Source organism: Streptomyces resistomycificus, from assembly GCF_001514265.1.
Classification (GTDB): domain Bacteria; phylum Actinomycetota; class Actinomycetes; order Streptomycetales; family Streptomycetaceae; genus Streptomyces; species Streptomyces resistomycificus.
The window spans coordinates 361,993-387,945 of the sequence record NZ_KQ948993.1 but is presented as its reverse complement, the minus strand read 5'-3'; the positions used below and the strand labels follow the sequence as shown (position 1 = coordinate 387,945).

The 25,953-nt window shown below is 70.2% G+C and carries 16 protein-coding genes and 1 pseudogene; 7 read left to right on the top strand and 10 right to left on the bottom strand.

The genetic code is table 11. The features are described from left to right. Window positions 1-84 precede the first annotated feature (84 nt). From AQJ84_RS22950 to AQJ84_RS22930, 5 genes are all read left to right on the top strand, one after another. Window positions 85-1,467 (top strand): L-serine ammonia-lyase, encoded by a 1,383-nt coding sequence (locus tag AQJ84_RS22950; protein WP_059198862.1) that lies wholly within the window; start codon window positions 85-87, stop codon window positions 1,465-1,467. 189 nt (window positions 1,468-1,656) lie between these two features. Continuing rightward, window positions 1,657-2,517 (top strand): formate dehydrogenase accessory sulfurtransferase FdhD, encoded by an 861-nt coding sequence (gene fdhD, locus AQJ84_RS22945; protein WP_059198861.1) that lies wholly within the window; start codon window positions 1,657-1,659, stop codon window positions 2,515-2,517. Then, entirely contained in the window at window positions 2,514-3,875 is a 1,362-nt protein-coding gene (mshA, locus tag AQJ84_RS22940; protein ID WP_053193844.1) for a D-inositol-3-phosphate glycosyltransferase, read from the top strand. The genes fdhD and mshA overlap by 4 nt, the downstream gene beginning before the upstream one ends. A 795-nt stretch (window positions 3,876-4,670) precedes the next feature. Continuing rightward, the gene (locus AQJ84_RS22935) at window positions 4,671-5,462 is read left to right on the top strand and encodes a rhamnogalacturonan acetylesterase (protein WP_310591808.1); all 792 of its coding nucleotides are present in this window, start codon (window positions 4,671-4,673) and stop codon (window positions 5,460-5,462) included. A gap of 59 nt (window positions 5,463-5,521) precedes the next feature. Next, complete coding sequence (locus AQJ84_RS22930) at window positions 5,522-6,532, top strand: pectinesterase family protein (protein WP_030045750.1); 1,011 nt, start codon at window positions 5,522-5,524, stop codon at window positions 6,530-6,532. A 402-nt stretch (window positions 6,533-6,934) separates the two neighbouring features. Here the strand turns inward: AQJ84_RS22930 and AQJ84_RS22925 are convergent, their stop codons facing one another. The 5 genes from AQJ84_RS22925 to AQJ84_RS22905 form a co-directional block, all read right to left on the bottom strand. Further along, window positions 6,935-7,168 (bottom strand): DUF5302 domain-containing protein, encoded by a 234-nt coding sequence (locus AQJ84_RS22925; protein ID WP_030045749.1) that lies wholly within the window; start codon window positions 7,166-7,168, stop codon window positions 6,935-6,937. A 126-nt stretch (window positions 7,169-7,294) separates the two neighbouring features. Continuing rightward, window positions 7,295-8,854 carry a DUF4139 domain-containing protein gene (locus AQJ84_RS22920; RefSeq protein ID WP_030045748.1) on the bottom strand — a complete coding sequence of 520 codons (1,560 nt, stop codon included), beginning with the start codon at window positions 8,852-8,854 and terminating at the stop codon, window positions 7,295-7,297. A gap of 6 nt (window positions 8,855-8,860) precedes the next feature. Continuing rightward, window positions 8,861-10,996, bottom strand: a complete 2,136-nt coding sequence (locus AQJ84_RS22915; RefSeq protein ID WP_053193841.1) for a DUF4139 domain-containing protein — start codon at window positions 10,994-10,996, stop codon at window positions 8,861-8,863. A 542-nt stretch (window positions 10,997-11,538) separates the two neighbouring features. Beyond that, a complete protein-coding gene (locus AQJ84_RS22910) occupies window positions 11,539-13,953 on the bottom strand; it encodes an ABC transporter permease (protein ID WP_030045746.1) in 2,415 nt (804 codons plus the stop codon). Further along, entirely contained in the window at window positions 13,950-14,642 is a 693-nt protein-coding gene (locus tag AQJ84_RS22905; RefSeq protein ID WP_030045745.1) for an ABC transporter ATP-binding protein, read from the bottom strand. Before AQJ84_RS22905 ends, AQJ84_RS22910 begins: the two co-directional genes overlap by 4 nt. 220 nt (window positions 14,643-14,862) lie before the next feature. Between AQJ84_RS22905 and AQJ84_RS22900 the strand changes: the two genes are divergently transcribed. Both AQJ84_RS22900 and AQJ84_RS22895 read left to right on the top strand, forming a co-directional pair. Continuing rightward, a complete protein-coding gene (locus tag AQJ84_RS22900; RefSeq protein ID WP_053193838.1) occupies window positions 14,863-16,161 on the top strand; it encodes a sensor histidine kinase in 1,299 nt (432 codons plus the stop codon). Continuing rightward, window positions 16,158-16,844 (top strand): response regulator, encoded by a 687-nt coding sequence (locus AQJ84_RS22895; protein WP_030045742.1) that lies wholly within the window; start codon window positions 16,158-16,160, stop codon window positions 16,842-16,844. Before AQJ84_RS22900 ends, AQJ84_RS22895 begins: the two co-directional genes overlap by 4 nt. 576 nt (window positions 16,845-17,420) lie before the next feature. Here AQJ84_RS22895 and AQJ84_RS22890 read toward each other — a convergent pair. The 5 genes and pseudogenes from AQJ84_RS22890 to AQJ84_RS22870 all read right to left on the bottom strand — a co-directional run bounded on the left by AQJ84_RS22890 (window position 17,421) and on the right by AQJ84_RS22870 (window position 25,629). Continuing rightward, window positions 17,421-19,802, bottom strand: a complete 2,382-nt coding sequence (locus AQJ84_RS22890; protein WP_053193835.1) for an ABC transporter permease — start codon at window positions 19,800-19,802, stop codon at window positions 17,421-17,423. Beyond that, window positions 19,799-20,491, bottom strand: a complete 693-nt coding sequence (locus AQJ84_RS22885; protein WP_030045741.1) for an ABC transporter ATP-binding protein — start codon at window positions 20,489-20,491, stop codon at window positions 19,799-19,801. The genes AQJ84_RS22890 and AQJ84_RS22885 overlap by 4 nt, the downstream gene beginning before the upstream one ends. After that, window positions 20,488-21,011, bottom strand: a pseudogene (locus AQJ84_RS22880) (PadR family transcriptional regulator). Before AQJ84_RS22880 ends, AQJ84_RS22885 begins: the two are co-directional and overlap by 4 nt. Before the next feature lie 410 nt (window positions 21,012-21,421). Beyond that, entirely contained in the window at window positions 21,422-22,660 is a 1,239-nt protein-coding gene (locus tag AQJ84_RS22875) for a glycoside hydrolase family 5 protein (RefSeq protein WP_051870320.1), read from the bottom strand. A gap of 1,481 nt (window positions 22,661-24,141) precedes the next feature. Continuing rightward, window positions 24,142-25,629 carry a glycoside hydrolase family 43 protein gene (locus AQJ84_RS22870; RefSeq protein WP_053193831.1) on the bottom strand — a complete coding sequence of 496 codons (1,488 nt, stop codon included), beginning with the start codon at window positions 25,627-25,629 and terminating at the stop codon, window positions 24,142-24,144. Window positions 25,630-25,953 lie beyond the last annotated feature (324 nt).

Below are 25,953 nucleotides of genomic sequence, written 5' to 3'. Positions count from 1 at the left end.
CTACCCCGGTCTGTAAGTGACAACCTCCCGCAGGGGCGTGCCCGCGACCACTCGGCAGGCTCCTCCAACCCCCCGGAGTATGGCGTGGCAATCAGCGTCTTCGACCTGTTCTCCATAGGCATCGGCCCGTCCAGCTCGCACACGGTCGGTCCGATGCGCGCGGCCGGGATGTTCGTGGCCCGGCTGAAGCAGGACGGCGTGCTCGCCCAGACCGCCGCGGTGAGGGCGGAGCTGTTCGGCTCCCTCGGTGCCACCGGCCACGGCCACGGCACCCCCAAGGCGGTACTGCTCGGCCTGGAGGGCAACGAGCCGCACACGGTCGACGTCGCCCAGGCCGACCTGGACGTCGAGCGGATCAGCGGAACCGGGCGCATCCGCCTCCTCGGCGCCGAGATCGGCCCGGCCCACGAGATCGACTTCGACGTCTCGACCCAGCTGGTCCTGCACCGCCGACGCTCGCTGCCGTACCACGCCAACGGAATGATCCTCTTCGCGTACGACGCCGGCGGCGTGCCCCTGCTGGAGAAGACGTACTACTCCGTGGGCGGCGGCTTCGTCGTCGACGAGGACGCGGTCGGCGCGGACCGGATCAGGCTCGACGACACGGTGCCGGCCCACCCGTTCCGCACCGGCGACGAGCTGCTGCGGATCGCCCGGGACACCGGCCTGTCGATCTCCGCGTTGATGCTGGAGAACGAGAAGGCCTGGCGCACCGAGGAGGAGATCCGCGCCGGCCTGCTGGACATCTGGCGGGTCATGGAGGCGTGTGTCTCACGAGGGCTGGGGCGCGAGGGAATCCTCCCGGGCGGGCTGAAGGTCCGTCGGCGGGCCGCGGCAGCGGCCCGGGCGTTGCGCAGTGAGGGCGCCCCGGCACCTCGCGCCATGGAATGGGTGACGCTCTACGCGATGGCCGTGAACGAGGAGAACGCCGCGGGCGGCCGGGTCGTCACCGCCCCGACGAACGGCGCGGCGGGCATCATCCCCGCCGTACTGCACTACTACCTCGACTTCGTGCCGGGCGCCGACGAGGACGGCATCGTCCGTTTCCTCCTCGCCGCCGGCGCCATCGGCATGCTCTTCAAGGAGAACGCCTCCATCTCCGGCGCCGAGGTCGGCTGCCAGGGCGAGGTCGGCTCGGCCTGCTCCATGGCGGCCGGTGGTCTCGCCGAGGTCCTCGGCGGTAGCCCCGAGCAGGTGGAGAACGCCGCCGAGATCGGCATGGAACACAACCTCGGCCTCACCTGCGACCCGGTCGGCGGTCTCGTCCAGATCCCGTGCATCGAACGCAACGGCATGGCCGCGGTCAAGGCCGTGACCGCCGCCCGGATGGCCCTGCGTGGCGACGGTCGCCACCACGTCTCCCTCGACAAGGTCATCAAGACCATGAAGGAGACCGGCGCCGACATGAAGGTCAAGTACAAGGAGACCGCCCGCGGCGGACTCGCCGTCAACGTCATCGAGTGCTGAGGAGGCGGACCGGGCAGCAGGAAGAGCCCCGGCCATGCTCATCGACATCCTCGCTCGCGTCGCCGCCCACCCGCGGGTCTCGCCCTTCGCCCGGCAGGAGCCCGACCCGTGCGGAGCGCTGACCTCGGGGGCTGACGCCCCAGGCGTGGAAGCGGAACGACGTCCACAGACAGAACCGGGAGTGAGGCCATGGGACGGGTCACGGAGCGACGGCGCGTACTGCGGATCAGGGACGGTGCGCCGAGTGCGCGCACGGACACCCTGGTAGCCGAGGAGCCACTGGAGATCCGGCTGAGCGGCAAGCCGCTGGCCGTCACCATGCGCACGCCCGGGGACGACTTCGCGCTCGCCGCCGGATTCCTGGTGAGCGAAGGCGTCGTGGGCCGGGCGGAGGAGGTGGCGAACATCGTGTACTGCGCCGGTGCCACGGAGGGGGGAGGTTCCCCTACGTACAACGTCGTCGACGTGCGACTCACCCCAGGCGTGCCGGTGCCTGACATCACGCTCGAACGCAACGTGTACACCACGTCGTCGTGCGGACTGTGCGGCAAGGCCGGCCTGGACGCCGTGCGGACCACAGCGCGGTGGCCGATCGCCGACTCACCGCCGGTCCGGGTCGGTCCCGACCTGCTGACCGTGCTGCCCGACCGACTGCGGGCCGAGCAGCGGGTGTTCGACCGCACCGGCGGTCTGCATGCCGCCGCGTTGTTCTCACCCGAGGGCGAGCTGCTGGACGTGCGGGAGGACATCGGCCGGCACAACGCCGTCGACAAGCTGATCGGCCGCGCGCTGCTGTCCGGCCGGCTGCCGCTGTCGAGGAGCGTTCTGCTGGTGTCCGGGAGGGCCTCCTTCGAGCTTGCGCAGAAGGCGGTCATGGCCGGCATCCCGGTGCTGGCGGCGGTCTCGGCGCCGTCCTCGCTCGCCGTGGACCTGGCGGTGGAGACGGGGCTCACGCTCGTCGGCTTCCTGCGTGGCGGCTCCATGAACGTGTACGCGGGCGAGCAGCGCCTCGACCTGCGCTCCGAGGCAACGGCGGGAGCCGGTACGTGACCCGGCTCGAAGGACTCCACCGCCGTGCCCACGGCAGCACGCTCGTGGACCCGCCCAGGTCGCGGCCGCCCGGCACCCACAGTCGCCCCCGCCGGGTCGCGATGCTCAGCGTGCACACTTCCCCGCTGCACCAGCCCGGCACGGGCGACGCGGGCGGCATGAACGTCTACGTCGTCGAGCTCGCCAAGTGCCTCGCGGCCATCGGCATCGAGGTGGAGATCTTCACCCGGGCCACCTCCGCCGCGCTCCCGCCCCACGTCGAACTCGCGCCCGGTGTCCTGGTGCGGCACGTGGCCGCCGGACCCTACGAGGGCCTGGCCAAGGAGAACCTGCCCGCACACCTGTGTGCCTTCGCGCACGGCGTGACGCAGGCCTGGGTCGACCACCGCCCCGGCCACTACGATCTGGTTCATTCCCACTACTGGCTCTCCGGTCACGTCGGCCGACTCGCAGCCGGGCGATGGGGCGTCCCGCTCGTCCACGCCATGCACACCATGGCCAAGGTCAAGAACGCCTCCCTCGCCGAGGGTGAGACCCCCGAGCCCGCGGTTCGGGTGACCGGCGAGACGCAACTCGTTCGGGCGGCCGACCGGTTGATAGCGAACACCGCGAAGGAAGCGGACGAACTCCTGCGGCACTACGGCGCCGACGCCGACCGGGTCGCCGTCGTCCACCCCGGTGTCGACCTCGGGCGCTTCCGGCCCGACGCCCGTGGTGTCCAGGCCGGCCGGTCCGCGGCCCGCTCCCGCCTGGGGCTGCGGCAGGACGCGCTCATACCGCTGTTCGTGGGCCGCATACAGCCACTGAAGGCGCCGGACGTCCTGCTGCGCGCGGTGGCCCGGCTGCTGGAGGAGCGGCCGGGGCTGCGTGAACGGCTCGTGGTGCCGGTCGTGGGAGGGCCGAGCGGCAGCGGGTTGACCGAGCCGGAAGGACTGCAGAAGCTGGCGGCCTGCCTGGGCGTATCGGACGTCGTGCTGTTCCGGCCGCCGGTCGGCCAGGACCAGCTCGCCGACTGGTACCGAGCGGCGTCCGTCCTGGTCACGCCGTCCTACAGCGAGTCCTTCGGCCTGGTGGCCGTCGAGGCGCAGGCCTGCGGCACCCCGGTGATCGCCGCCGAGGTCGGCGGCCTGCCGGTGGCGGTACGGGACGGGGTGAGCGGTGTCCTCGTACCAGGGCACGATCCGGCCGACTACGCGCGGGCGTTGCGCGCCTTCGCCGACGACCCCGCCCGCTCCGCCCGGATGAGCGAGGCAGCGGTCCGGCATGCCCGGTCCTTCGGCTGGGACACGGCCGCAGCGGCGACGGCGGACGTGTACGCGGCGGCTCTGGATGAGCGTCGGATACGGCTGGTGTCGTGACTCCCTGCGGACGGCGGTCATCCAGCAGCGCGATGTCGTGGGGATGGGGTCTCCTGGTCGCTCGTGATGCGGCCGAGCCTCGGGCCGCGCGGACACGGATGCCACCAGTCCGGAAGTACCGGTGCCGCTCAAATCCGCACACTGCCGGAAACATATAGCGACATAATTCTTGACGGTCCATCGACAAGTATTTACTCTCGCTAGCTGTGGGAGCGTTCCCATGTGTCGCGTGAGCCGCAGTGCTCACGTTCTTAGGCCCGGGCACCGCGTTCGCTCCCTTCCCCCCACACGGAGGTCATGGTGACCGACTCGAACGGGCGCTGCCGTGCAGCGCCGATCCCACGGCAAAGGTGTCGCCCGCCGGTACTCCTTTGAGCCGGTCCTCGCCAAACGGCAGGGACAACGGCCTGCTGAACGCCGCCCCGTCCGGCGACCGGCTCGTGGACATCGGGCCGCCCACCAGGAGTGACAGCGGATCGGCGCCACCCGTCCGACCGGCTCTGTTCGGAACCTCTCGGCGACTCGAGACAACAAGCCCCTGGCGGTCAACTCGGGGGAGTCCGGCGCTTCCCGCCGGGCTACGCCGCGTCAGGCCGCCGGCCAAGCCATCCGGCGTCGGCAGGCTCATGTCGTGGCCCGCCGAGGCCGACACACTGATCACCTCAACGGTCTGGGGAAGGGAAGAACGCTTCCGGCAGTCCGTCTCCGGAAGGAGAAGACATGGTCTTCGGACGCCCGATGGGGCAACGGCTCGCGAGTCGACGGCTCGTCATACGCGCCGCAGTGACCGGTGCCGTGGCAGCCTTGCCCGTCGCTCCATTGGCCGGTGCGGGGGCGAGTGCCTCGGCGGCGACCCCCGTCCGTGTCTACATCGCGGGAGACTCCACCGCCTCCACCTACGTGTCCTCGCTGGCTCCCCGGGCCGGCTGGGGCCAGGCGCTCCCCGTGTTCCTCACCTCCCATGCCGCGGTGGTGAACGTGGCGAAGTCCGGGGCCAGTTCCAAGAGTTTCATCGATCTGGGCCGGCTCGACCACATCCTGGCCGTGATCAAGCCCGGTGACCGGCTGCTCATCTCGTTCGGCCACAACGACCAGAAGATCGACGACCCGACCCGCTACACCGAGCCTTCGACGACGTACAAGCGATATCTCTCCCAGTACATCGACAAGAGCCGGGCCAAGGGAGCCGTGCCGATTCTGGTCACGCCCGTGGAACGGCGCCGCTTCAACAGCGCGGGCCTCGTTTCCCCGTCACACGGCGCCTATCCGGCAGCGATGCGCGAACTCGCGGCGGCCAAAGGCGTACCGCTGATCGACCTGACCGCCTCCAGCACCACGCTGTGGAACCGCGTAGGCGTGGAGGGAACGAGGAAGTACTTCATGATCCTGAGCGCTGGGCAGTACCCCAACTACCCCAACGGCAGCCAGGACAACACGCACTTCCAGGCCTTCGGCGCGATCCAGGTCGCACGACTCGTCGCCACTGCCCTGCACGACCAGGGCGTCCTGCCGTCCGCCGATTTTCAGCGGCTCACCGACACCATCCCCACCAGCGCGATCGTCTGGCCCACGACCGCGCCGTACTGAGGCTCACCGGCCACCGCCGTCGCCGGCAACTCTTCCGAAGAACGACGAAAGGGTCACACATGCACCCGCTCGGTAAAAGCCGGACCCGCGTGGTCGCCGGGGTCCTCGCCGTCCTGCCGCTGACCGCCCTCGGGCTGACCGACCCGGCGAGTGCCGCCACCACGATCACGGTGGCGAGTGACGGATCCGGAAACTACACCACCATCCAGGCCGCGATCGCAGCGGCCCCGTCCGGCGCGTACATCAACATCAAGCCGGGCACCTACCGTGGCCAGGTCTCCATCCCGGCGAGCAAGCCCAGCATCACCCTGCAGGGTACGACCGGGACCTCGACCGACGTCGTGATCACCGGAAACACCCCGGCCTCCACCGCCGGTACCGCGGGCAGCGCGACCGTACTCAACATGGCCAAGAACACCACGGTCAAGGGCGTGACCATCGCCAACACGTACGACCGGCACGACAGCCAGGCACTCGCCCTGTACGCCGGCGGTGACCGGCAGGTCTACCGCAACGTACGCCTGCTGGGCTACCAGGACACCTTCCTGTCCTGGGGCGGTACAGGCAGTTCGCAGGTCCGCCAGTACGTCTACAAGAGCTACATCGAAGGCGCCGTCGACTTCATCTACGGCAACGGCGCCCTGGTCATCGACTCCACGACCATCCGCTCACTGGACCGTGCCAGCAGCAACAACGGCTACATCACCGCCGCGGCCACCAACTCCAGCAATCGGTACGGCATCCTGATCACCAGGTCGACGCTGCTGAGTTCGGCCGCGGCGCGGTCCGTCGCCCTGGGGCGCTGCTGGCACGCCGGCGGGGCGGCCGACGCGATCGGTCAGGTGCTGGTCCGCGACTCGACGCTGGGGGCACACATTCGCCAAGCCGGAGCCTGGCAGGACATGGGCGGCTTCTCCTGGAAGACCTGCCGGTTCAGCGAATACAACAACACCGGCTCCGGAGCCAGCACCGGCACCGGCGACCGCCCGCAGATCAGCAGCGCAACCGCGGCGAACTACACCTCGCAGAAGTACCTCGCCGGAAGCGACGGCTGGAACCCCGTGCAGTAGCGCGCCGGCCTGCCTCGGGGGCGGCCGTCGCACCGCCGGGCCCCGGTCACCGATCTCTACGCACTGTTCACCGGTCGGGTCCGCGAACACCCGGGCCGACAGGCGCTGGTGAACGACGGGTCAGCAACGGGTGGTTGTGTCCCGGCGTTGCTGACTTCCAGGCCGAGGAGTGACCCACCCGGGACGGCGTTTTCGGTGACCAACCGTGACGCTCACATGGCCAACTGGAGTGGCCGACTCCATTGCAAACGGCGAGGAAACCAGCACCAGTTGCGCTGATCTTCCTCGCCGTGCTGTCGGCAGCCTCTACGCGTCCCGGGCGACCGGCTCGGCAGCGTAGGCGCCGTCGTGGAGGAGCACGGCGGTCAGCCGGCGGCGGGCCGCAGGGCGTCGGCGCAACAATCAGCCGCCACTCTTACGCCGAAACGACCGCTGGCTCGCGGCCGGACCGTGCGTGCCGCGGATCTTCGACGCATCCGCGTGCGCGGCACCCTGCACCTGCTCGCTGCGCTTACGCTCCAGAGCCTCACGGAACTTGCGCTTGAGGTCGTCGTCGCCCTCCTCCTCGGGTGTGAGAGGAGAGCTCTCGGGCTCGACCGGCTCCGGACCTTCGTGCGATGAAGACTCGCCAGTCATGATGACCTCCTGGGATCGGACAGTAACAACGCACAGCCTGCCACGCCAACACCCCGAACCCGAATCCACACCGTGATTGCCGACAGCGGCGGGCGGTCACGCACCGCGCGACAGCGCGCTGTCCGATCAGAGCCCGGCGACCTTGGCGCTCGCCGACAGCTCGTAGACCAGCGTGACCGTGCGCCTGCCGCCGGGCGGAAGGGGGACGTCCCAGCGGAGGATGCCTTCGGCGTCGACCACGTCGGGCGGCGGGGAGCATGCCTCCCTGCGCAGCCGTACCTCCACCGCCGAGATCTCGGAGACCGGGATCCGCTCCCGCAGGACGACCATCCGTCGGTCCTGTTCCCCCGGGGCGGAGAACCGGGACAGGTGCAGGTGAACCGTGCGGGTGACCACGGTCCGCTGGGTGATCCCGGTGGTGTCGCGGGACTCCTCGGCCTGCCGTACCACCCGGTAGTCGTCGCAGCTGCCGAAGGCGAGTTCGAGCGGGGCGCCGGGGGCGGTGAAGTCCAGCGTGCCGCGGCCGCTGAATCCGCTGTCGCGGACCAGGTCCACGGGCCCGGCGAGCAGTGCGTGGCCGGACGCGTTGTCGCACCGCACCACCTGCGTGACCAACGGGGACAGTTCGGGTGAGCAGGCGTACTCGCTGCTCACTGTCGTGCTGAAGACGGACAGCGGTACCCGGTGGGCGCGGCCGTCCGACGGCACGGAGACGGGCGCGGACGCGTGCAGCACGCGCGCCTCGCCGCCGTCGTCCACGCCGGGGAGGCCGAGCACCGCGGCCGGGCCGAGCTCCGCGATGTCCTGCTCGCGCGTCTCGACGTCGACAGTGCGCCGCTCGGCCGCGGAGCGCTCCTTGAGCGTCAGCCGGTCCTCCCGCAGCCGCGGTGGCTCGGTGGCCGTCGCCGACCTGGCCGTCGAGAGCGTCAGTCGTACGTCCGACCAGTTTTCGCCGGTGCGCTGCCAGACCATCACGTCGGTCTCCAGCGTCAGCGAGTCCCCGTCGAGCACGGCACGGTAGGCGGGCCGCCACAACGCACACGGGGTGAGGTGGGTCAGCCGCAGCCCGACCGGCCCGGCGGCTTCGGACCGCACGGTCAGCTCGATGTGGCCGACCAGCTCGGCAGGCTCCTCCACGCAGAAGGCCAGGGTTCGCTCGGCTTCCCTGAGCTCGACGGCGAGGACGGCCAACCGGGCCTCCACGGTGTGTAGTTGCTCACCGTACGAGTCGCGTTCGCCGTCCACCCGGTCCAGCTCGCGGGCCCAGCGGGACCTGTCCGTTTCCCCGATACCGGCGCCTTCGCCGATCTCCCGAAGCAGGTCGGCGGCGAGACGGCCGAGCAGGTCGAGACGGGCACGCAGCCGGTCGCGCCGCTGCTCCAGGGCGAACCGCTCCTCTTCGAGTGCGTGCACGCGCTGGCGCAGGGGTGCGTCGTCGGTGGACGGCCGTGGCCCGCGCGGCGTCCAACTGCGGACGATCCGCACGTCGAGCACGGTCGCGGGGTGATCGGCGGTGAGCTCGGCGTGGAGGGTACGGTCGACGGCCAGCCCACTGACCGGCCCGAAGCGCAGCCGCTGGACTCCGGCTGTCAGCTCCAGCACGGTGGCGCGCTCGATGTGGGCGCGGTCCTCCAGGCAGGTGACGGCGGTGACGGGGAGGGGGATCGGCTTCAGGGCCGTGGACATGGTGTGTCAGCTCCTGCGGTTGCCGCCGACCACGGCCTTGCCGGCCGGGATGCGGATCTCGTAGCCGCCGTGGAGGGCGGCCCTCCCCCCGGCGGGCAGGCTCACCCGCCAGACGCGGGTGCCCGGGGCATGGTGATCGCGCCCCGCGTCCTCCTCGGGCGCCGTCCAGTCGGCCCGTTCCTCGATCCGGACGTCGGGATCGGAGGTGACGGGCACCTGCTCGCGGACCTCGACGGTGACGGGCTTCGCGAGCAGGTTGGCCAGTTCCACCTGGACGCGGTGGTCGAGCACGGTGGTGTTGTTGCGCAGGCCGGAGGTCGACTCGTGCAGATTCGTGCGGCGGGTGACCTGGATGCCCTCGGCCGGTCCGAGCCCCACCCGTCGGACACCTCCGGGGGCGAGGGTGGGCAGTGCGGCGGTCAACAGGAAGTCGTCGTCGACGGTGACCTCCACCGGGCCGGCCAGCAGCGCCTGGTCGGTGGCGTTGGACAGCAGCAATGTCGCGTACACGGTCTGCTCCACGGACGGCACACAGAGGTACTCGGTGTGCAGCTCCACCGGGATCTCGGTCACGGTGACGGTGTGCCAAGTACCGTCCGAGGGGATGTCGACGCGGGCGACGGCATCGAAACGGTGGTCGAAGGAACCTGCCGACTCGCGGGGCCGCACGGCGTGTTGGGGCAGGGGCAGCCCGGACACTGATTCGGCGCGGCGACGGTGTTCGGCCGCCACCGGGTCGAAGGGAGCCTCCGGGAACAACCGTCCGCGGCGATCACCCTGCTCGTCGGGGCCGGTCAGGACGAGAGCGGCGTAGTCGAGTTCGGCGCCGCTCGGCTGTGGCGGACCGGCCACCGGTGCCGGTCGTGGTGGCGATGGCGGCGCACCAGCCGCCGCTGGGACAGACGCGGGACCGGCCATCGGTGGCGCGGGCGGTGGCGGCACGGCCGCGCCCGGAGCCGCGGGCGCCATGACGGCGGGCGCCGGGAGGAACCCACCGCCCGCACGCGGCCTGCTGCTGGTCCGCGACTGGGCCGGCTGGGCCAGGTCGTACCTCCCGCCGTCGAAGGCCTGGGGGACCTGGGGGTAAGGGCCGCCCGCGGGGCCGGAGCCCTCGGGCTCGGCGGGCGGCCCGCCGTAGCTCTGCGGTGCCGGCACGAGGGGACCGGACGACAGCCCACCCACGGCGGCAACGGCAACGGGCGTACCCGCGCGGGCCGAGGCGGGGCGGGGGCCCACCGCGTCGTACCCGGTGAAGAGGTCGGCGAGCCCCGCCGGGGGCTCACGCCAGCCGGAGGGAGCCGGGGCGGCTTGACTGCGCCCGATCCGTATCGAGCGGAGCTTCGGCAGGGCGGTACGGCGCCACAGGTCGGCGGTGGCCAGAGCGATGCGTACGCTGTTCCAGTCCTCACCGGTTCGCTGCGCGACCGAGGCGCGCAGCACCAGGCGGCCGTTGGGTTCGCCCTGCCGGTGGGTGAGACGGTAGGCCGGCACCCAGACGGCGCCCGGCACCATGTACTCGAGCTCCACCTCCGCCTCACCGGTGCCGTCCAGGGTCAGCACGGCGTTGACCGACGTCCGTACGTGCGTTGAGGGCGTGTCGGTGGAGGCGCGGGTCAACTTGTCCTCCGCTACCGTCAGTTCGTGCTCGACCAGACGCAGCGCCTCCTCCAGTTCGACGAGACGGGTGTGCAGTGCCGTCAGCCGTTCGTCGACGAAGTCAGCGAGTTCGAGCCACGCGTCGGCCGGGGTGACGCGGTGCGGATCCTCGCGTCTGCGGGCCGGCGGGACCGGGTGCAGGGCCGTGACCTCCTTGATCAGGCTCAGCTGCCGGTCCCGGCGTCCCTTCGCCTTTGCGCACTCGTCACGCAGCCGCTCCGCCTCGCGCCGCAACTCGTCGGCCGTGCTGGTGTCGAGCGGCTCGGCGTCGATCTCCACCCGGACCTCGGTGCTCCGCACCCCGGAGGCGCCGATGACGCGGGCCCGCACCGAGCCCGGATCCATCGAGCGAGGCAGTCCTGTCACCAGTACCCGGCCGCTCGGTGGCACGGTGCCCCGGGCCACGCGACTGCAGAGCGCACCCTGCGCGTACACCACGACCGCGTCGAGGGTCGATGCCCAACGCGGCGTCGTCTCGGCCTTCATGTGATCCGTCCCGTCCCCCGTGTCCGTGCGAACCGAAGCCTACGCCGGAGCCGTTGGGCACGGCACGCGACATCGCACGGGACATCATGACCGACTCCCGCGCCTCCGCGCCGCTGTCAGCGGAGTACGGGGATCAGGCGAGCCTCCCGGAGGCCGCCGACACCGCCAGGTAGCACCACGACCAGGTGAAGCGCGCTGAATCCTCGCGGATTCCGTGAAGCCGGACGATCTCCGGTACCAGCGCTCCCACGACGTACAGCGCAGCTACCGTCGATCCCCACGACAGCAGCCCGCGTCTCAGTCGTTTTCCCGGGCCTCTTCGAGGTGCCACAGCCGGAACGCCGTCTCTCCACGACGCGTGGCAGGAAGCCGAACTCCCGCCGGCCGCGCCCGGCCAGGTACAGCGCCAGCCGGGTCGTCACAAGCGTGCGGAGGGCCAGCCGGCGGCCACGGCGCCAGTCGCGTCCGGCCACCAGCGCCGCCGCCTCCGGCGACACCCGCGGCCTCGGCTTCAACGGCGACTTGATATTCCTCGGTGGGCGCTACTCGGTGCGCAGGGCCGTGGCCGTACGGGCCCTGGCCGCCCAGCCGGCCGGGAGCATCGCGCCCAGCACCGCGAGGACGACGCCGCCCAGACCCAGCAGGAGCAGCTCGACCGGCCCGTACACGTCGAGGACCGACGACGGCATGCCGGTGCCCACGGCGCGTCCCATCACCGGCATGACGATGCCGTGCAGCATGTACCCCACCGGCACGCCCAGCAGCCCGCCGATCACGCCGATTGCGCTCACCGAGGCGAGCACCAGGCTCACGGTCTGCCGCGGCGACATGCCGATCGCCTTGCAGACGCCCAGGTCGTGGACGCGTTCCCGGGTGTCCAGGACGACGGAGTTGAGCACCCCGAGGCCGGCCACGGAGACCAGCATCAAGGTGAGCAGCACTGCCATCGCGTCCATGACGAGGATGACGCTCTTCTGCTCCGCGGGCGGGACGGTCGTCGCGTCACCGCCCAGCGGCCGCACCACCGCCGCGAGCTTCTGGGCGAACTCGTCGGCCGAGACGTCGGACTTCACCTCGACGAGGAACGTACTGGGCTCGGCCGCCGGGAAGTTGGCCATGTCCGCGTGGACCTCCAGCTCGTTGCCCGAGGTGTCGAAGGACTCACCCACGATCCGAAGGTCGGCGCTCTCCTGCTCGTAGGTCATCCGCACCGTGTCACCGACCTTGGTGCTGGTCCGTTCCAGGAAGCGCGAGGGCACCACGACCTGCCCCTTGCCGGTGATCCAGTGCCCGGAGAGCATCTCGTAGCTGCCGGAGCGCGAGTCGCCCTCGTAGAGGCCGGCCTCGACCGAGCCGGAGACCCCGGCCACGGCGACCTCGGTCCGGAGCTTGCCGTAGTACGACTCCAGCCCCGCCTCGGACTTGACGGCGGCCCGGACCTTCGCCGGGTCGGCGACCTTGGGCTTGGACGTACCGGCCGGGCTGCTGACGACGGGAGACGGGCTTGCCGCGGCACCTCCTACCGGAGGCGGCGGGGGAGCGGTGTTGTTCAGCTTGACCGTCGCCACTGTGACCGCGGCACGGCTCTCGGGATCCTGCGAGGCGCCGACCGCGCCCAGGGACGAGGTCAGTCCCACCGCGAAGGTGGCCGCGATCGTGCCGAACGCCACCGCGAGCAGCATCGCGAGGGCACGCACCGGGTGCGTGAAGGGGGTGGCGAGGCCGTAGGTCACCGGCCGTGGCAGCGGCAGCCGCCCCAGCACTCGGTGCGCCCACTGCCCGCGCCCGGTGCGCGGCGCCCGGCCGACCGCGATGGCCTCGACCGTGTGCAGCCGTCCGGCGCGCAGTGCGGGGATCAGCGCTGCGAGCCCCACGACCAGCAGTGCGGCGGCCGGCACCGCGACATCCACCCACCAGGCCACGGAGAGCGAGACGGCGCCGTACACCGACTCCGACTCCGCCAGCAGCGGCACCGCCAGGAGGTTGCCCAGCACAACGCCCACCGCGATGCCGGCACCGGCCGGGATCAGCGCCTGGGCCACATAGGCGCGGACGACCTCGCGCGGAGTGAAGCCGATGGCCTTGAGGATGCCGATCCGGCGAAGACTGGTGCCGACGGCACCGCTGATCACACTGCTGACGATGATCACCGACATCACGATGCCGAGTACGCCGAAAGCCATCACGAACGGGACGGTCGCCGCCGCACCCTGATCCGCGGCACGCTTGGTGTCCAGCCAGGACTGCGTCCCCAGCAGCGCCCCGGACTCCACGGAGGCGGCGAGCTCGGCCCGGTGGGCGAGGATCTGCTTCTTCGTGCCTGCGGTGTCGAAGCGGTAGAGCATCTGACTCGTGGCGGGGTTGCCCAGCGCCGCCAGCGCGTCGACCTGTGCGGGGGTCGCCCAGGCGTCGGCGGACCTGCCGGCCGACACGGCGAAGCCGACGACCGAAAGGGTCGGGGCGTCAGCGGTGTCCGACGCCTCGAGGGTGGCGCCGATCGCGACGGAGGGTCCCTCGATGGACGCGCTGAGCACGATCTCGCCCGGCTTCTGCGCCCACCGGCCGGACTTCAGTTCCACGCGGTCCACGTCGCCGTCCGGACCGGACCGCCCGACCAGGGTGAGCGTCGGCATGGGGAAGCCCGCCTGATCCACCGGACGGAACGCCGTGGACGGGTACGGCCCCGAACTCGCGGTGACGCCGGCCGGCTCTCCGGTCTCCGCCAGCTGCGCCGCGTTCGCCTTGGCCGGATCGAACTGCGCGGTGATGTGCGCGCCCTGCTGCTTCTTGAAGGCGTCGTCGAAGGGGGCGGCCGCGGCGACCATCAGCGCACCGGCGACCACGGCCGAGGCCACGGCCATCATCGTGGCCACGGCGATCACCAGGGTCTGCGCCCGGCGCCGGCCCACCCCGGAGCGGACGACCCGGCCCATCGCGCCGGTACCGAACAGGCTCATCGGACGGCCCGCGCGTACGTGTCGAGGGCGAGGTGACCGTCGACCAGATGGATCGTGCGGCTCGCGCACGCCTCCGCCAGCGCCAGGTCGTGCGTCACCAGCACGATGGTCTGGCCACCGCGGTGCAGATCCATCAGCAGATCGCGGACGTCGTGGCCCGAGGCCGAGTCGAGCGCACCGGTCGGCTCGTCGGCGAGCAGCAGCTCGGGCCGGTTGATCAACGCCCGGGCGACACCGACCCGTTGGCGTTCACCTCCGGACAGCCGGCCCGGGTAGGCGCGGGCGTGCTTGTGGATGCCGAGCATCTCCATGAGCTCACCGGCACGGGCCGCGGCCGCGCGCCGGCTGGTCCCGGTCAGCTGGGCCGGGAGCTGGATGTTGTCGGTGACGGTGAGGTCGTCGAGCAGATTGAAGAACTGGAAGGCGATGCCGATGTGCTCGCGACGGAACTTGGCGAGGGCGTGCTCGCTCAACTGGTCGATACGACGCCCGGCGACCATCACCACGCCGGCGGTCGGCTTGTCCAGACCGGCGATGAGGTTCAGCAGCGTGGACTTGCCGCTGCCGGAAGGGCCCGTCACGGCAAGTGCCTCACCCTTGGCGACGCTGAGTGTGAGCGGTCCGAGCGCCGGCGCACCGGCGGTGTCGTGGCGCTTGGCCACACCTTCCAGCTCGATCACTTGATTCATGCGGGTTGTCCGTCCTTGCGGTCGCGAGAGGCACATGCCGTTGCCGGCCCTGTGAACCTAGGACTGCCGCCCGCGGAGCGCGTCGGCCGAGGAACCAACATCGGGCCCTTCCTGCGGATGAATCCTCCGTGGACTGCTACCTGAGGAGTAGGCCTCGGGGACAACGCCCTGACCAGACAGGGGGACGCGGACCGGGCGCGCGGCGCCTCACAATGGGCGGATGGAGACGGAAGGCCGGCGCGACCGGCGTCGACAGCTCATCGACGCGCTGCGCCCCGAGACGAAGGCCGCCCCGCTGTCGAAGCGCGCGGTGGGCGCCGATGTGGTGCTGGCGGTCGTCCTGACCTCGGTCGCCCTGTTCGTCGCGGTGCGGTATCCCGGTAACGGGCCGGTGGACCTGAACCCCCCGAAAGCCGACGTCGGGACGGGTGTACCGGCTCCGCCCCCGCCGCCCGGCCCCGACGAGGCACCCGTGGAGGAAGAGTCTCCACCCGTGCCCTGGGCCCTGGTCGTTCTGTCGACCCTTCCGCTCGCACTCCGGCGCCGGTACCCGCTGGCCACGTTCGTGACGGTGCTGGGTTCGGCCGTCGCCATCGGCGGTTCCGCCTCCTGGATCACCGTCGTGGCCTGTGTCATCGGTGCCTACAGCGCCGTCGTGTACAGCCGTTACCGGATACTGGCGATCGCCGTCCTGGTGCTGGGCGCCGCGCTGTCCGGCTTCGCCTTCCGCAACGCCGACCCCCTGCTCCCGGGCTGGTCCAGCCCGGGATTCGTGCTGCTGGTGGCCGGGATGCTGGCCAGCCTCGTCCGCTTCCTGCAACTGCGGCTGACCTCCAGCCGGGATCGGGTCACCGAACTGCAGGAGGCTCAGGAGGAGGCCATGCGCCGGGCCGTCGCCGAGGAGCGTGCCCGTATTGCCGCCGAACTGCACGACGTCGTGACCCACAACGTCAGCGTGATGGTGATCCAGGCGGGCGCGGCCCGCAAGGTGATGGACGTCGTGCCCGAGCAGTCCAAGGAGGCGTTGCTGGCCGTCGAGGCCGGCGGGCGGGCCGCCATGGCCGAACTGCGCCACATGATGGGCCTGTTGGCCGCCCCGGACCATGAAAGGCCCGACGGTCTGGAGCCGCAGCCCGGGCTCGCGCAGCTCGACGCGCTGGTCGCCCGGGTACGCGCCGCCGGGACGCCGGTGAGCGTCGGGGTGTCGCTGCCGCCGGAACCGTTGCCGCCGGGGGTGGACCTCGCGGCGTACCGCGTCGTGCAGGAGGCGCTGACCAACACGATCAAGCACGCGCGCGGCGCGGAGGCGTCCGTCGCCTTCGGCTACACGGACGACTGGCTGGAGATCGAGGTCACGGACACCGGCGGCGCGAAGCACTCCCCGCCGGTGGAGAGCAACGGTCGCGGCCACATGGGGCTGCGGGAGCGACTGGCCGTCTACCAGGGCGAACTGACGGCCGGTCCGAGACCCGACGGCGGCTACCGGGTCATGGCCCGCATCCCGAGGAGCGCCGCATGACCGGGGACGGGCGACCGCTGCGCGCCGTCATCGCCGACGACCAGGCTCTCGTACGCACCGGTTTCAAGATGATCCTGGCCGCGGAGGGCATCGAGGTGACGGCCGAGGCGGCGGACGGCGTCGAAGCCGTCGCAGCGGTCCGCCGCACACGGCCCGACGTCGTGCTGATGGACATCCGGATGCCGGAGATGGACGGCATCGAGGCCACCCGGCGCATCCTCGGCGGCGAGGGCCCGCAGGAGACCCGGGTCGTCATCCTCACCACGTACGACCTCGACCACTACGTCTACGCCGCGCTCACGGCCGGCGCCAGCGGCTTCCTGCTCAAGGACGTGACCCCCGAACGTCTGGTGTCCGCCCTGCGCCTGGTGCAGTCCGGTGACGCTCTCCTCGCTCCCACGATCACTCGTCGGCTGATCGAGCGCTTCGCCCAGCGCGACGAACCGCAGACCACCGCCCCGCACCGCGACCTGTCCGGCCTGACCCCACGTGAACTGGAGGTGCTCCGCCTGCTCGCCACGGGTCTCAGCAACGCTGAACTCGCCTCCCGGCTGTTCCTGAGCCCGACGACGGTCAAGAGTCACGTCGGCCGCATCCTGTCGAAGCTGGACCTGCGCGACCGCGTCCAGGCCGTCGTCTTCGCCTACGAGACGGGTCTGATCGCCCCGGGCGGGGACGCCTAGCCGGCTGTTCGGAGGGTGAACTGTGGGGCCGTGACGGAAAAGCCTGAGTAAACCGCGCGTCCTGGATTCTGTGAATGTCCGTTCACGCATTTCCGCAGCGGCGAGGATCGCCAAGTCGCATCCTCATCTGCCGGACCGGGCGGTCGCGCGCGCCTCCGGTCGCGGAGCCAAGACCGCGGCGGCCATCCGCCGGCCGTCCGACGGCGTGCTGCAACTGCACGCGAGGGCGGGCAGGGACGGCAGGGTCCGCCCGCTCAGCAGCGACGAGGGACGCAAGCGGGCGGCGGAGCTGATCACCGAGCGTCCGGACGCCTCACTGTCCCCCGCACCGCGGTGCCCTGGTGATGAACCCCCGCCAGTATGCGGAGACCTGGCAGCAGTTCGCCCAGAACCCCGACGAGCAGATGCAGTCGTCGGGCCGCCGGACCGCGGGCGAGTAAGCGGGCGGCGGCCGCCGAGCAGGTCCGTCCCGGACCCTCGATGCGCGCCGAGAAGGGCGCCTGACCGGCTTCGGCCCGGTCAGGCGCCCTTCCTGCAAGTGCTCGGACAAGCCCACTTCACGGCATCCGTGAGGGGTTACTCCGTGCGCAGGCCCGCTGGGCGCATCATGCGCAGGAGCGGCGGCAGGCTGAGCAGCGTGACCATGCCGACCACGGCCGCGCCCACGCCGGTCATGGTGAGCACGCTCGCCCAGTCCATGGTCACCGGTGTACGGGTCATCTTCAGCAGTACGGCGCCGAGGGTGACGCCCACCGTCGTGGCCAGCACGAGACCGAGTCCGACCGGGAGGGCTGTCTGCCACAGGACGGACAGACTGAGTGTGTGGCGCCTCGTGCCGAAGGCGACCAGCGCGGAGAGCAGCCTCTTGCGTTCGCGCAGCTGTTCCAGCTGGGAGACCAGCAGGCTCGCTCCGATCAGTGCCAGCACGAAGGCGGAGCCGATGAACAGGCCGGTGCGGATGGAGGTGTACTTGACGTCCTCCTGGCTCGCCGACCAGCCGAAGGTCTGTGCCAGGGGGTCGATGCGGGCGGCGACGTTGCGTACGTACTCCCGTGAGTTCGGCACCGAGGGGTCCAGACGCAGGTAGACACCGTCCGAGAACACCGCGGGCGCGGCCTTGCTGGGCAGGGCGGCGGGGGTGACCAGCAGACTGGTGTACTCCTGCAGTGAGTCCTTGCGCGCGTCCACCTCCCGAATGTTCGCCGGAACGGTCCAGGGCACCTCGAGCCCGCGCTCGTCGCCGTCGTAGGACGGGTCGATGTAGAGCTGCCGACCGGGCTTCACCAGGGCGATCTCGGATGCGTTGTCGGTGTCCTCGTAGCCACTCCGCGTTCGCGTGATGAACACGTCACCGTCCTCGCAGGAGGGCAGTGTGGCGAGTTCGCGCAGGGCGGCGCAGTTGGCCACGGTCAGACCGTTGGTGTTCTCCGGGTTGCGACGTGAGTCCCCGTACTCGGAGCGGGCCAGGGCCACCGCGGCCCGGACACCCTTGGTGCCGGTGAATTCGCGCTCGACGCCGGACAGCGGTTTGGGGCCGCTGAACTCGACCTGCATCTGGACCCGGCCGGGGTCCATGCCGGTGCTCTCGGTGTACTGGCTCTGCGTTCCCGTGAAGAGCATCTGCAGCGCGATGGCCCCGGCCACCGCCACGGCGATGCCGTTGACCATGCGGGCGGCGGTGCCGCTGCTCAGCTGCAGCCGTCGCACGGCCAGCTGCCAGGACAGCGGGCCCTTGCCGAGCCGGACGACGACCGTCTCCACGACCCAGGGCAGCAGGGCGGTGATGCCGATCAGCAACATCAGGACGCCGCCGATGACGAGATACTGGTTGAAGTCTCCGTTCTCGTGGCCTTGGCCGATCATCGGGTAGAGCATCCCGAGGCCGGCCAGAGTCGGCAGCAGCCGCCACCACAGCCGGCGGCGGCTCTGCTTGGCCGCGCGCACGACACCGAGGGGTTCGACGACCACGCCGCGCATGGCGAGCAGCGTGACCAGCACCGCGGCGACCGGCACCGCCACCGCGACCATTGCGGCGAGCGTGGGAGTGGGGTCGAGGTAGCTGGGCCAGACGCTCACGCCCAGCAACTCACCGGTGCCCAGCTTCTGGCGGCCGAGCAGGAAGAAGCCGGTGCCCACGGCCAGGCCGAGCAGGGCTCCCGCCAGTGCCTCGCCCGCCGCGATCCGCCGGGTCATCCCCCGGTCGGATCCGACCAGGCGCAGCGCGGCGAGGCGGCGGTCGCGGCGTTCGCCGCCGAAGCGGACGGCCGCGGCGATGAACACGGCGACCGGCGTCAGCAGCACCACGAACACGACCAGGACCATCAGCAGCAGCACCGGGTCGGTCTGCTCGGGCGGCGCGTCCGGCTTGCCGAACTCGGCCAGCCGCGTCACCAGGGAGGAGTCCCCGAGCTTCAACCCCGAGGCGCCCGCGTAGTAGAACAGTTCGTGCGAGCCGACCAGCCCGCTCGCGCCGATCGTGCCGGTGACCTTGTACGGCAGGCGCTCCCGCAGCAGCTTCGCGTCGTCCGAGTCCAGCAGGTTCTTGAGCGCGGGGGAGACCACCATCCGGCCCTTGCCCGGGAAGTGGTCGACCCCCGGGGGCAGCGGCGCCCGCCTGCCCTCGGGTTCGATGAAGCGGCCCTGGATGTCGTCGTCATGCCAGGTGGTGTCGGCGCCGGCGATCAGGAGAGTGTTGTCGGCCTTGGGCGGGACCGTCTGGGAGTACAGGTTGGCGTAGCGGGCGTCCTCCACCTCGCTGCGGGAGGCGAACACGTTGGGCATCGCGGTGCACAACAGGAGCAGGGCCACGCCGAGACCGACGCCGACCGCTGTCAGCGTCATTCGGACCCAGCCCTCGCGGCCGCCGGTGACGGCGAACCGGGCTCCCAGGGCCAGGTCTCTGGACCTCCCCCACTCTCGGCTTCCCTCGCGCGGGCGGTGCCCCCTGCGCGGACTCATATGGCGCGCTCCATGTCCCGGGACTTCCCGTCGCGTACGACGACCTCGCGGTCGGAGTAGGCGGCCACCCGTGTCTCGTGGGTGACGAGGACGACGGCGGCGTTGGTGGAGCGGGCCGCGTCGGTGAGCAGTTCCATCACGCGCTCGCCGTTGTAGGAGTCGAGCGCGCCGGTCGGTTCGTCGGCGAACAACACCCGGGGGCCGGTGACCAGCGCGCGCGCCACGGCGACGCGCTGGCCCTGGCCGCCGGAGACCTCGCCGGGCCGCTTGTCCTTCAGGTCGTCGACCTCCAGGCGTTCCATCCAGCCGAGCGCCGCCCGTTCGGCTTCCTTGCGGGAGGTGCCGTTCAGCCTCAGCGGCAGGGCGACGTTCTCCGCGCAGGTCAGTTCCGGCACGAGCTGACCGAACTGGAACACGAAGCCGAACTCGGAGCGGCGCAGCGTGCTGCGCTGGGCGTCGCTCATCGTCGTCACCTCGCGCCCGTTGTAGGTGATCGACCCGGAGTCGGGCGGCAGGATGCCCGCGAGGCAGTGCAGCAGCGTCGACTTGCCGGAGCCGGAGGGGCCCATGACGGCGACGACTTCGCCGGGGTGGATGGGGAACTCGGCGCCGTCGAGGGCGTGGGTGTGCCCGTATGTCTTGCGCAGGCCCTGCGCCGTGAGCAGGGAACCAGGGGGAGAGGTGGTCATCGGGCCACAGCCTCACGGAGTTTGTCGAGTCGGGCGGCGGTCAGTTCCAGCCAGCGCAGGTCGGCCTCGAGATGGAAGAGGGCGTGGTCGCAGATCAGCTGGTCCGCCAGATCGCCCTTGCGCTTACGGTCGGTCAGGATGCGCATGCTGCGCAGGTGTTCGGAGCGTTGGGTGTCCAGGATGTCCGCGGCGTCCCGGTGGGTGAGCAGCGCGAGGACGACCTTGGTGTAAAGGGCCGACTGGAGGTACTCCTCCGGCTCCTGCGGGGTCGCGAGCCACTGCTCCACGTCGGTGATGCCGGCGTGGGTGATCGCGTAGCGCTTGCGCTCTGGGCCGCCGCCGGCCTCGATCCCGTCGACCTCGACGAGGCCGTTCTTCAGCAGCCGGGACATCGTCGAGTAGACCTGGCCGTAGTGAAGCGGCGGTCGTGACCGAACGTCTCGTCGAAGGCCCGCTTCAGGTCGTAACCGTGTCGCGGGCCGGACTCCAAAAGCCCCAGAAGGGTGTGAGCGATGGACATGAGCACACTATACACATCGTGTATACGCTGCATGTATACATCGAGTGTGTAGCTCGAGATGTTCGGCGAACCGGTCGCGCGCCTCGGGTGAGAGGAGGATCAGCCGGGCCACGCTCCGCTCCATGGGCGGCAGTTGGGCTCAGTCCCCGGGGAGGTGTTGGACGGTGGGCCGAAGCCGCTGCGGCGGGGGTGCCGTCTGCGGTGTTCGGTTCCGGCCGGGGCTGGGTCGGCCGGATCGGACGGTCCCGTTCCTCCTGGTCGAACATGCCGGCTGATGCGAAGCAGCGTGGCTTCTCCGACTGGTCGGCGCGCAGTTGGACGAGATCGCCCACCGTGTGGCATCGCCTCCACCCGGCCGAACTGCGCGCCCACCGATGTCCTTCGTGCCCGTCGCCGAGTCTCTGGTCCCGCTAGGAGTCAGACGGAAGGCCCGAGCCGGCAACGCGGGTGCCGACGCCGCTCATGATGGCGTTGATGATGCCCTGCTGGGTCACGGTGAGGGAGCGCCGGTCGAACAGTCCGAACCCGTACCGTCCGTTTGTGCCGTTGTCCCAGTAGACGCTGGCTGCCCCGTATTTCTTGGCAGTGGCCGCGACGGCACGCGCGAAGTCCGCACGGTACCTGTTGTTCGATGCATCGAACGAGGACTTGTCGATCGCACCGTATTCGCCGACAACCACGGGATACCCCTTCGTGACGAACACGTCGTACATCTTCTTCAGCTGCGAGTCCAGATAGTCTTCCTGTCCCCAGGTCGACGTTTTCGATGGGTTGGTAGCGGCTCGTCCCCACTGCGTGATGGTGCCGCTTTCCTCTCCGGCGAAGTCCCACGGGCTGTAGTGATGAACGGAGATCATGATCCGCCGCTCGTTGGCGGGAATGGAGGGGGATCGATACTGATCGGACGGAAGCGCGAAGCCGTAATTCCCCGCGGTGTAATCGATGTTCGTGTTCCAGCCGGGAACGAGCAGCCACCTCGAACTGTTGTTTCCGCCCGTCTTCCGCACGGTGTCCACGAAGATCTGGTTGTAGCTGTTGATGTTTGAGTAGCACGGTTGGGTCGGGTTGCCGTACTGCCCGTCAAACTCCTCGTTCATGGACTCCAGGATCAGGCGCTGGTCGTAGTTCTTGAACCGGTTCGCGACCTGCTGCCAAACTTTCTCGTACTTGGCCTTGATCGTCGACTGGGAGGATGAATCGCAGATCAACCAGGAACCGTTGATGCTCTTGTAGCCGTCACCATGCATGTTGATCATCACATGCAGGCCCCTGTTGTAGGCGTAGTTGACGACTTCTTGGATTCTGTTCAGCCAGGAGGAGTTGATCGTGTAGTTCGGGCCGGGGCCTATGTATCCCAGGTAGGAGACCGGGATTCGGATCGTCTTGAACCCTGCCGCCCTCACTTTGTCGATGAGGGCCTGCGTTACGGCCGGCTGGCCCCATGCCGTTTCGCTGGGGTATCCGTTGGCGGTGGCTTCGAGTTGGTTCCCCAGATTCCAGCCCGCGCCCATGTCGGCCACGATCTGCGCAGCGCTCGACGATGCCGCGGAATCGGCCGATGCCTGATGCGTCGCGCCGTACGCGGATGCCGCAACCGTCAACAGGACGGCAAGGAAAACGGCTCTGATCTTTCCTGCTAGTGAAACCATGAGATTTCCTCTCTTCCAGCCTTGAGGGTGTCGGCCCCCAAGTGGACCTATCTGCCCGAGTGCGAGCGGCCGGAGCCGCCGGGTGTTCGGGGGTGCGGTTCCCGCGCCGCGCAGCGTGGGAACGTACACAGTCAATGCCGCCGCGACTGACCTCGCAGCGGTCCGTGAGCACCTGCCTGTCCCGCGCCGGGCAAGGACATGCCCGCGCCCGCGGCTCCGACTGCGCTCAAGGTCAGGAAGCTATGTCGTTGCATGGGCATGAAGACTCCTGGTGTGGGGGGGGGCGGAGCGCTGCTCGGTCAGGCCGGGAAGACGCATCGGCGATGCTGCGGAGGTGCCGCTGACCGAGGTGGTGGGGGGGGGAAGTGGCCGTGGGGGGTGGTCAGGTCGGCGTATCGCGCACGGTGGAGGACGATCCCGTCTTGGCCGTGGCAGCGACCGTGGTGGTGAGCGATGTGGTGCGGCATTGCGAGCAGAGGGGCGGCGAGCCGCTCAACACCGGCCGACCGGTGACTCGATCATGGGAGAAGCCCTTCGCGCCCGCCTGCCCGCCCACCTGTTGGGGAGGTGGGAATTCCGCGGAAGCGTCGCAGAGGTGCCTTTCCTTTCACTCGTCGTGTACTGCGCATCTGGGAGCGTTCCCAAATGGTCTTGCAACAGTTAGATTCCCGACCGGGTGCCGATCTGTCAATCATTGGCGCCCAACTCCGTTGCCTTCGACGCGCATTCGACAGATTGCGGGGCCGGGGAGCGTTGGGTGGCTTCTCCGCGGCCCCCCGGTAACGCTCGCGGCGGCCCGTCAGCCGTGGCCGATAACCTCAGCGCACCGGTGAACGCGTCCAGGCAGTGCCCAGGTGTGCTGCACCGGTGGCTTGCAGGGCGGCGGCAGCGAACGCGCGCTGGAGCCGCTGGCGTACGAGCCGGGTCCGCTCCAGATGGCGGATACGGGGGAGTGGCGCCTGAAGTCGAAGGCTCGGCTTCTCGTCTGAGGGTTGCGGATATCGCGATGGGCCGGGCTGCGTTCCGGTGGCGGCATGTCGTTACCTGACGGACCGCCGGATCGAGATGTGGGGAGGTTGAGGGCCGCGCGGACGCGACGGCGTACCGGGCAGCCGGGCCGTGGACGTGGTGACGGCTGCGGTCGCGGAGCAGTGAAGACCACGGCCACCGCCGAAGGGCACACCTGGCGCTACGTCGTCAACGACGCCTGCCAGATCGTCGCCGAGACCGCCCCCCATCTGCGCGGTCACCCACTTCGAACGCGACCGTTACCACTGCCTCCTCTCCCGCACCGACCCCCTCGGCCACCGCACCACGTCCACTACGACGATTCGGACAACCTCCTCACGACGATTCGGGCAACCTCCTCACAATGAACGCGAAGCCATGGCCATGGGCCGTGCCCCTCTGGATCCCGACCCGGAAAGCGCCTCATGAGGCAGAGTCCGCAGACAGAGGAGTACGTTCGTCACCGGGCGGAGTCACGCGCGCTGTTCGGTGAACCGGACCCGGCGGACAAGGACCTCACCCGACTCGCTCCACACACCGACCAGGCGCCCCGTGAACCCGCCCGCCACTTCGGTGGAGAGATAACGTCCGTCCAGGCGGACGAGAGCATCGGCGTCGGTGCCGCCGATGCCCAGTTCGATGTCGTCCGGCCCGTTCCAGGTCGCCTCCGTGGACCGGATGCGGAGAGTGACGGGGGAGTCGGGCAACGGGCGGGAGTCGAGGACTGTCTGGATCTGTCCGATCCGTGCGACAGCCGTGACCTCGCCGTCGGCGACGCGCAGCCCGTACCAATGAGCACCGTCGAGCCGTAGGGCGATGGTGAAGACACCCTCCCCCGGATCGACGAGGAAGTCGGCCTCCCAGTGGTCTCCGCCGACCCGGGTGAACAGGCCCGAGGGCTCACCGGTCTCGCTCGGTGCGTGACCCACGACCACCCCTTCCGGCTCGCTGCGGAGGAAGCGGTCGGGACGCTCGCCGGGCGAAACCCACCTGACATGCAGTTGGGGCGCGGAGAAGTCGTCCTCGAAGTCCCGCTGTCCGGTGGGGACGCGCCCGCTCGCCGGCGTGAAGTGCGGCCAGTCCTCCACCCAGGAGACCTCGGCGAGGAACGTCTCACGCCCGTTGACGTGGAAGCGGGGACTGCGGCCTCGGGGCCGTGTGCCGAGATACACGGCTGCCCACGTCCCGTCGGGGCGCTCGACCAGATCGGCATGACCGACGTTCTGGACGGGATGCGCCGTGCTGCGATGGGTGAGGACCGGATTGTGCGCGGCAGCCGCGAACGGTCCCCGCGGGCTGCGCGAGCGCGCGACCGACACCACGTGGCCCCGGTCGGTGCCGCCTTCGGCGATCACCAGGTACCACCAGCCGTCGCGCAGGTACAGGTGCGGTCCCTCGGAATGGGCCAGACCGGTGCCGTGCCAGATCCACCGCGGCTGCTCGAGGACCACGCCCCGCTCCGGATCGACCGCGGCCTGCCTGATGCCGATCTCGGTCTCCGACCACGAGCAGTAGGTGACCAGGCACGTTCCCTCCTCGTCCCAGGCCAGGTCGGGGTCGATGCCGTCCAGCTCGGTCAGGCACACCGGCGCGGACCACGGCCCGGCCGGATCGGTCGCGTGGTAGATCTGATGACCACCGCGAGCATCGTCGATGTTCGTGGTGATCAGCCAGAACCGTCCCTCGTGGTGGCGCAGCGTCGGGGCGTAGACGCCGCGGCTCGACGGCGACCGGCCCGCGGGGAACTGCTCCTCCGTCGTCAGGGCGTTGCCGATCTGACGCCAGGACACCAGGTCCCTGGAATGCCAGATCGGGACGCCGGGGCTGTACTCGAACGACGAATTTGCCAGGAAGTAGTCCTCGCCGACCCGGCACACCGATGGATCCGGGTACATCCCCGACAAGATCGGGGTGGTCGCAGCGTCGGCGCTCCTACCGTCCTCCGGCAGTATCGAACTCATTCGAAACACCTTCCTCAGTTCAACCAGGACGGATCAACCGCCGGTCGGACACGTTCTTCAACGGCAGCCGCGAACACGGGCTTGTCGCATTCCGACAAGCGAGGTGTCGACATAGGAGACGGACGTCCCGAAAGGCCGACCAGTCTGCTGCGGCGGCCGCGCGGGCGTCCGGTGCCCACGGGCCGTCCAGAGCGACGGTTCCGAACGTCGACCGGCTGCCGCGGCGAGGAAGCCCCGCTGGCTCAGACGACGGTCATGCGATGTCATCGTTCAGATTTTCCCGCGTGACGCGCTGTGAGACCCGGAACCGGGCGGGTGACGGGT

Excerpts from the sequence above, each read along its gene's own strand:
- AQJ84_RS22925 (WP_030045749.1), bottom strand. The coding sequence starts at position 7,168 with ATGACTGGCGAGTCTTCATCGCACGAAGGTCCGGAGCCGGTCGAGCCC.
- AQJ84_RS22885 (WP_030045741.1), bottom strand. The coding sequence starts at position 20,491 with ATGACCACCTCTCCCCCTGGTTCCCTGCTCACGGCGCAGGGCCTGCGC.
- AQJ84_RS22905 (WP_030045745.1), bottom strand. The coding sequence starts at position 14,642 with ATGAATCAAGTGATCGAGCTGGAAGGTGTGGCCAAGCGCCACGACACC.
- fdhD (WP_059198861.1), top strand. The coding sequence starts at position 1,657 with ATGGGACGGGTCACGGAGCGACGGCGCGTACTGCGGATCAGGGACGGT.
- AQJ84_RS22890 (WP_053193835.1), bottom strand. The coding sequence starts at position 19,802 with ATGAGTCCGCGCAGGGGGCACCGCCCGCGCGAGGGAAGCCGAGAGTGG.
- AQJ84_RS22900 (WP_053193838.1), top strand. The coding sequence starts at position 14,863 with ATGGAGACGGAAGGCCGGCGCGACCGGCGTCGACAGCTCATCGACGCG.
- AQJ84_RS22870 (WP_053193831.1), bottom strand. The coding sequence starts at position 25,629 with ATGAGTTCGATACTGCCGGAGGACGGTAGGAGCGCCGACGCTGCGACC.
- AQJ84_RS22910 (WP_030045746.1), bottom strand. The coding sequence starts at position 13,953 with ATGAGCCTGTTCGGTACCGGCGCGATGGGCCGGGTCGTCCGCTCCGGG.
- AQJ84_RS22920 (WP_030045748.1), bottom strand. The coding sequence starts at position 8,854 with ATGTCCACGGCCCTGAAGCCGATCCCCCTCCCCGTCACCGCCGTCACC.
- AQJ84_RS22875 (WP_051870320.1), bottom strand. The coding sequence starts at position 22,660 with ATGGTTTCACTAGCAGGAAAGATCAGAGCCGTTTTCCTTGCCGTCCTG.
- AQJ84_RS22915 (WP_053193841.1), bottom strand. The coding sequence starts at position 10,996 with ATGAAGGCCGAGACGACGCCGCGTTGGGCATCGACCCTCGACGCGGTC.
- AQJ84_RS22895 (WP_030045742.1), top strand. The coding sequence starts at position 16,158 with ATGACCGGGGACGGGCGACCGCTGCGCGCCGTCATCGCCGACGACCAG.
- AQJ84_RS22930 (WP_030045750.1), top strand. The coding sequence starts at position 5,522 with ATGCACCCGCTCGGTAAAAGCCGGACCCGCGTGGTCGCCGGGGTCCTC.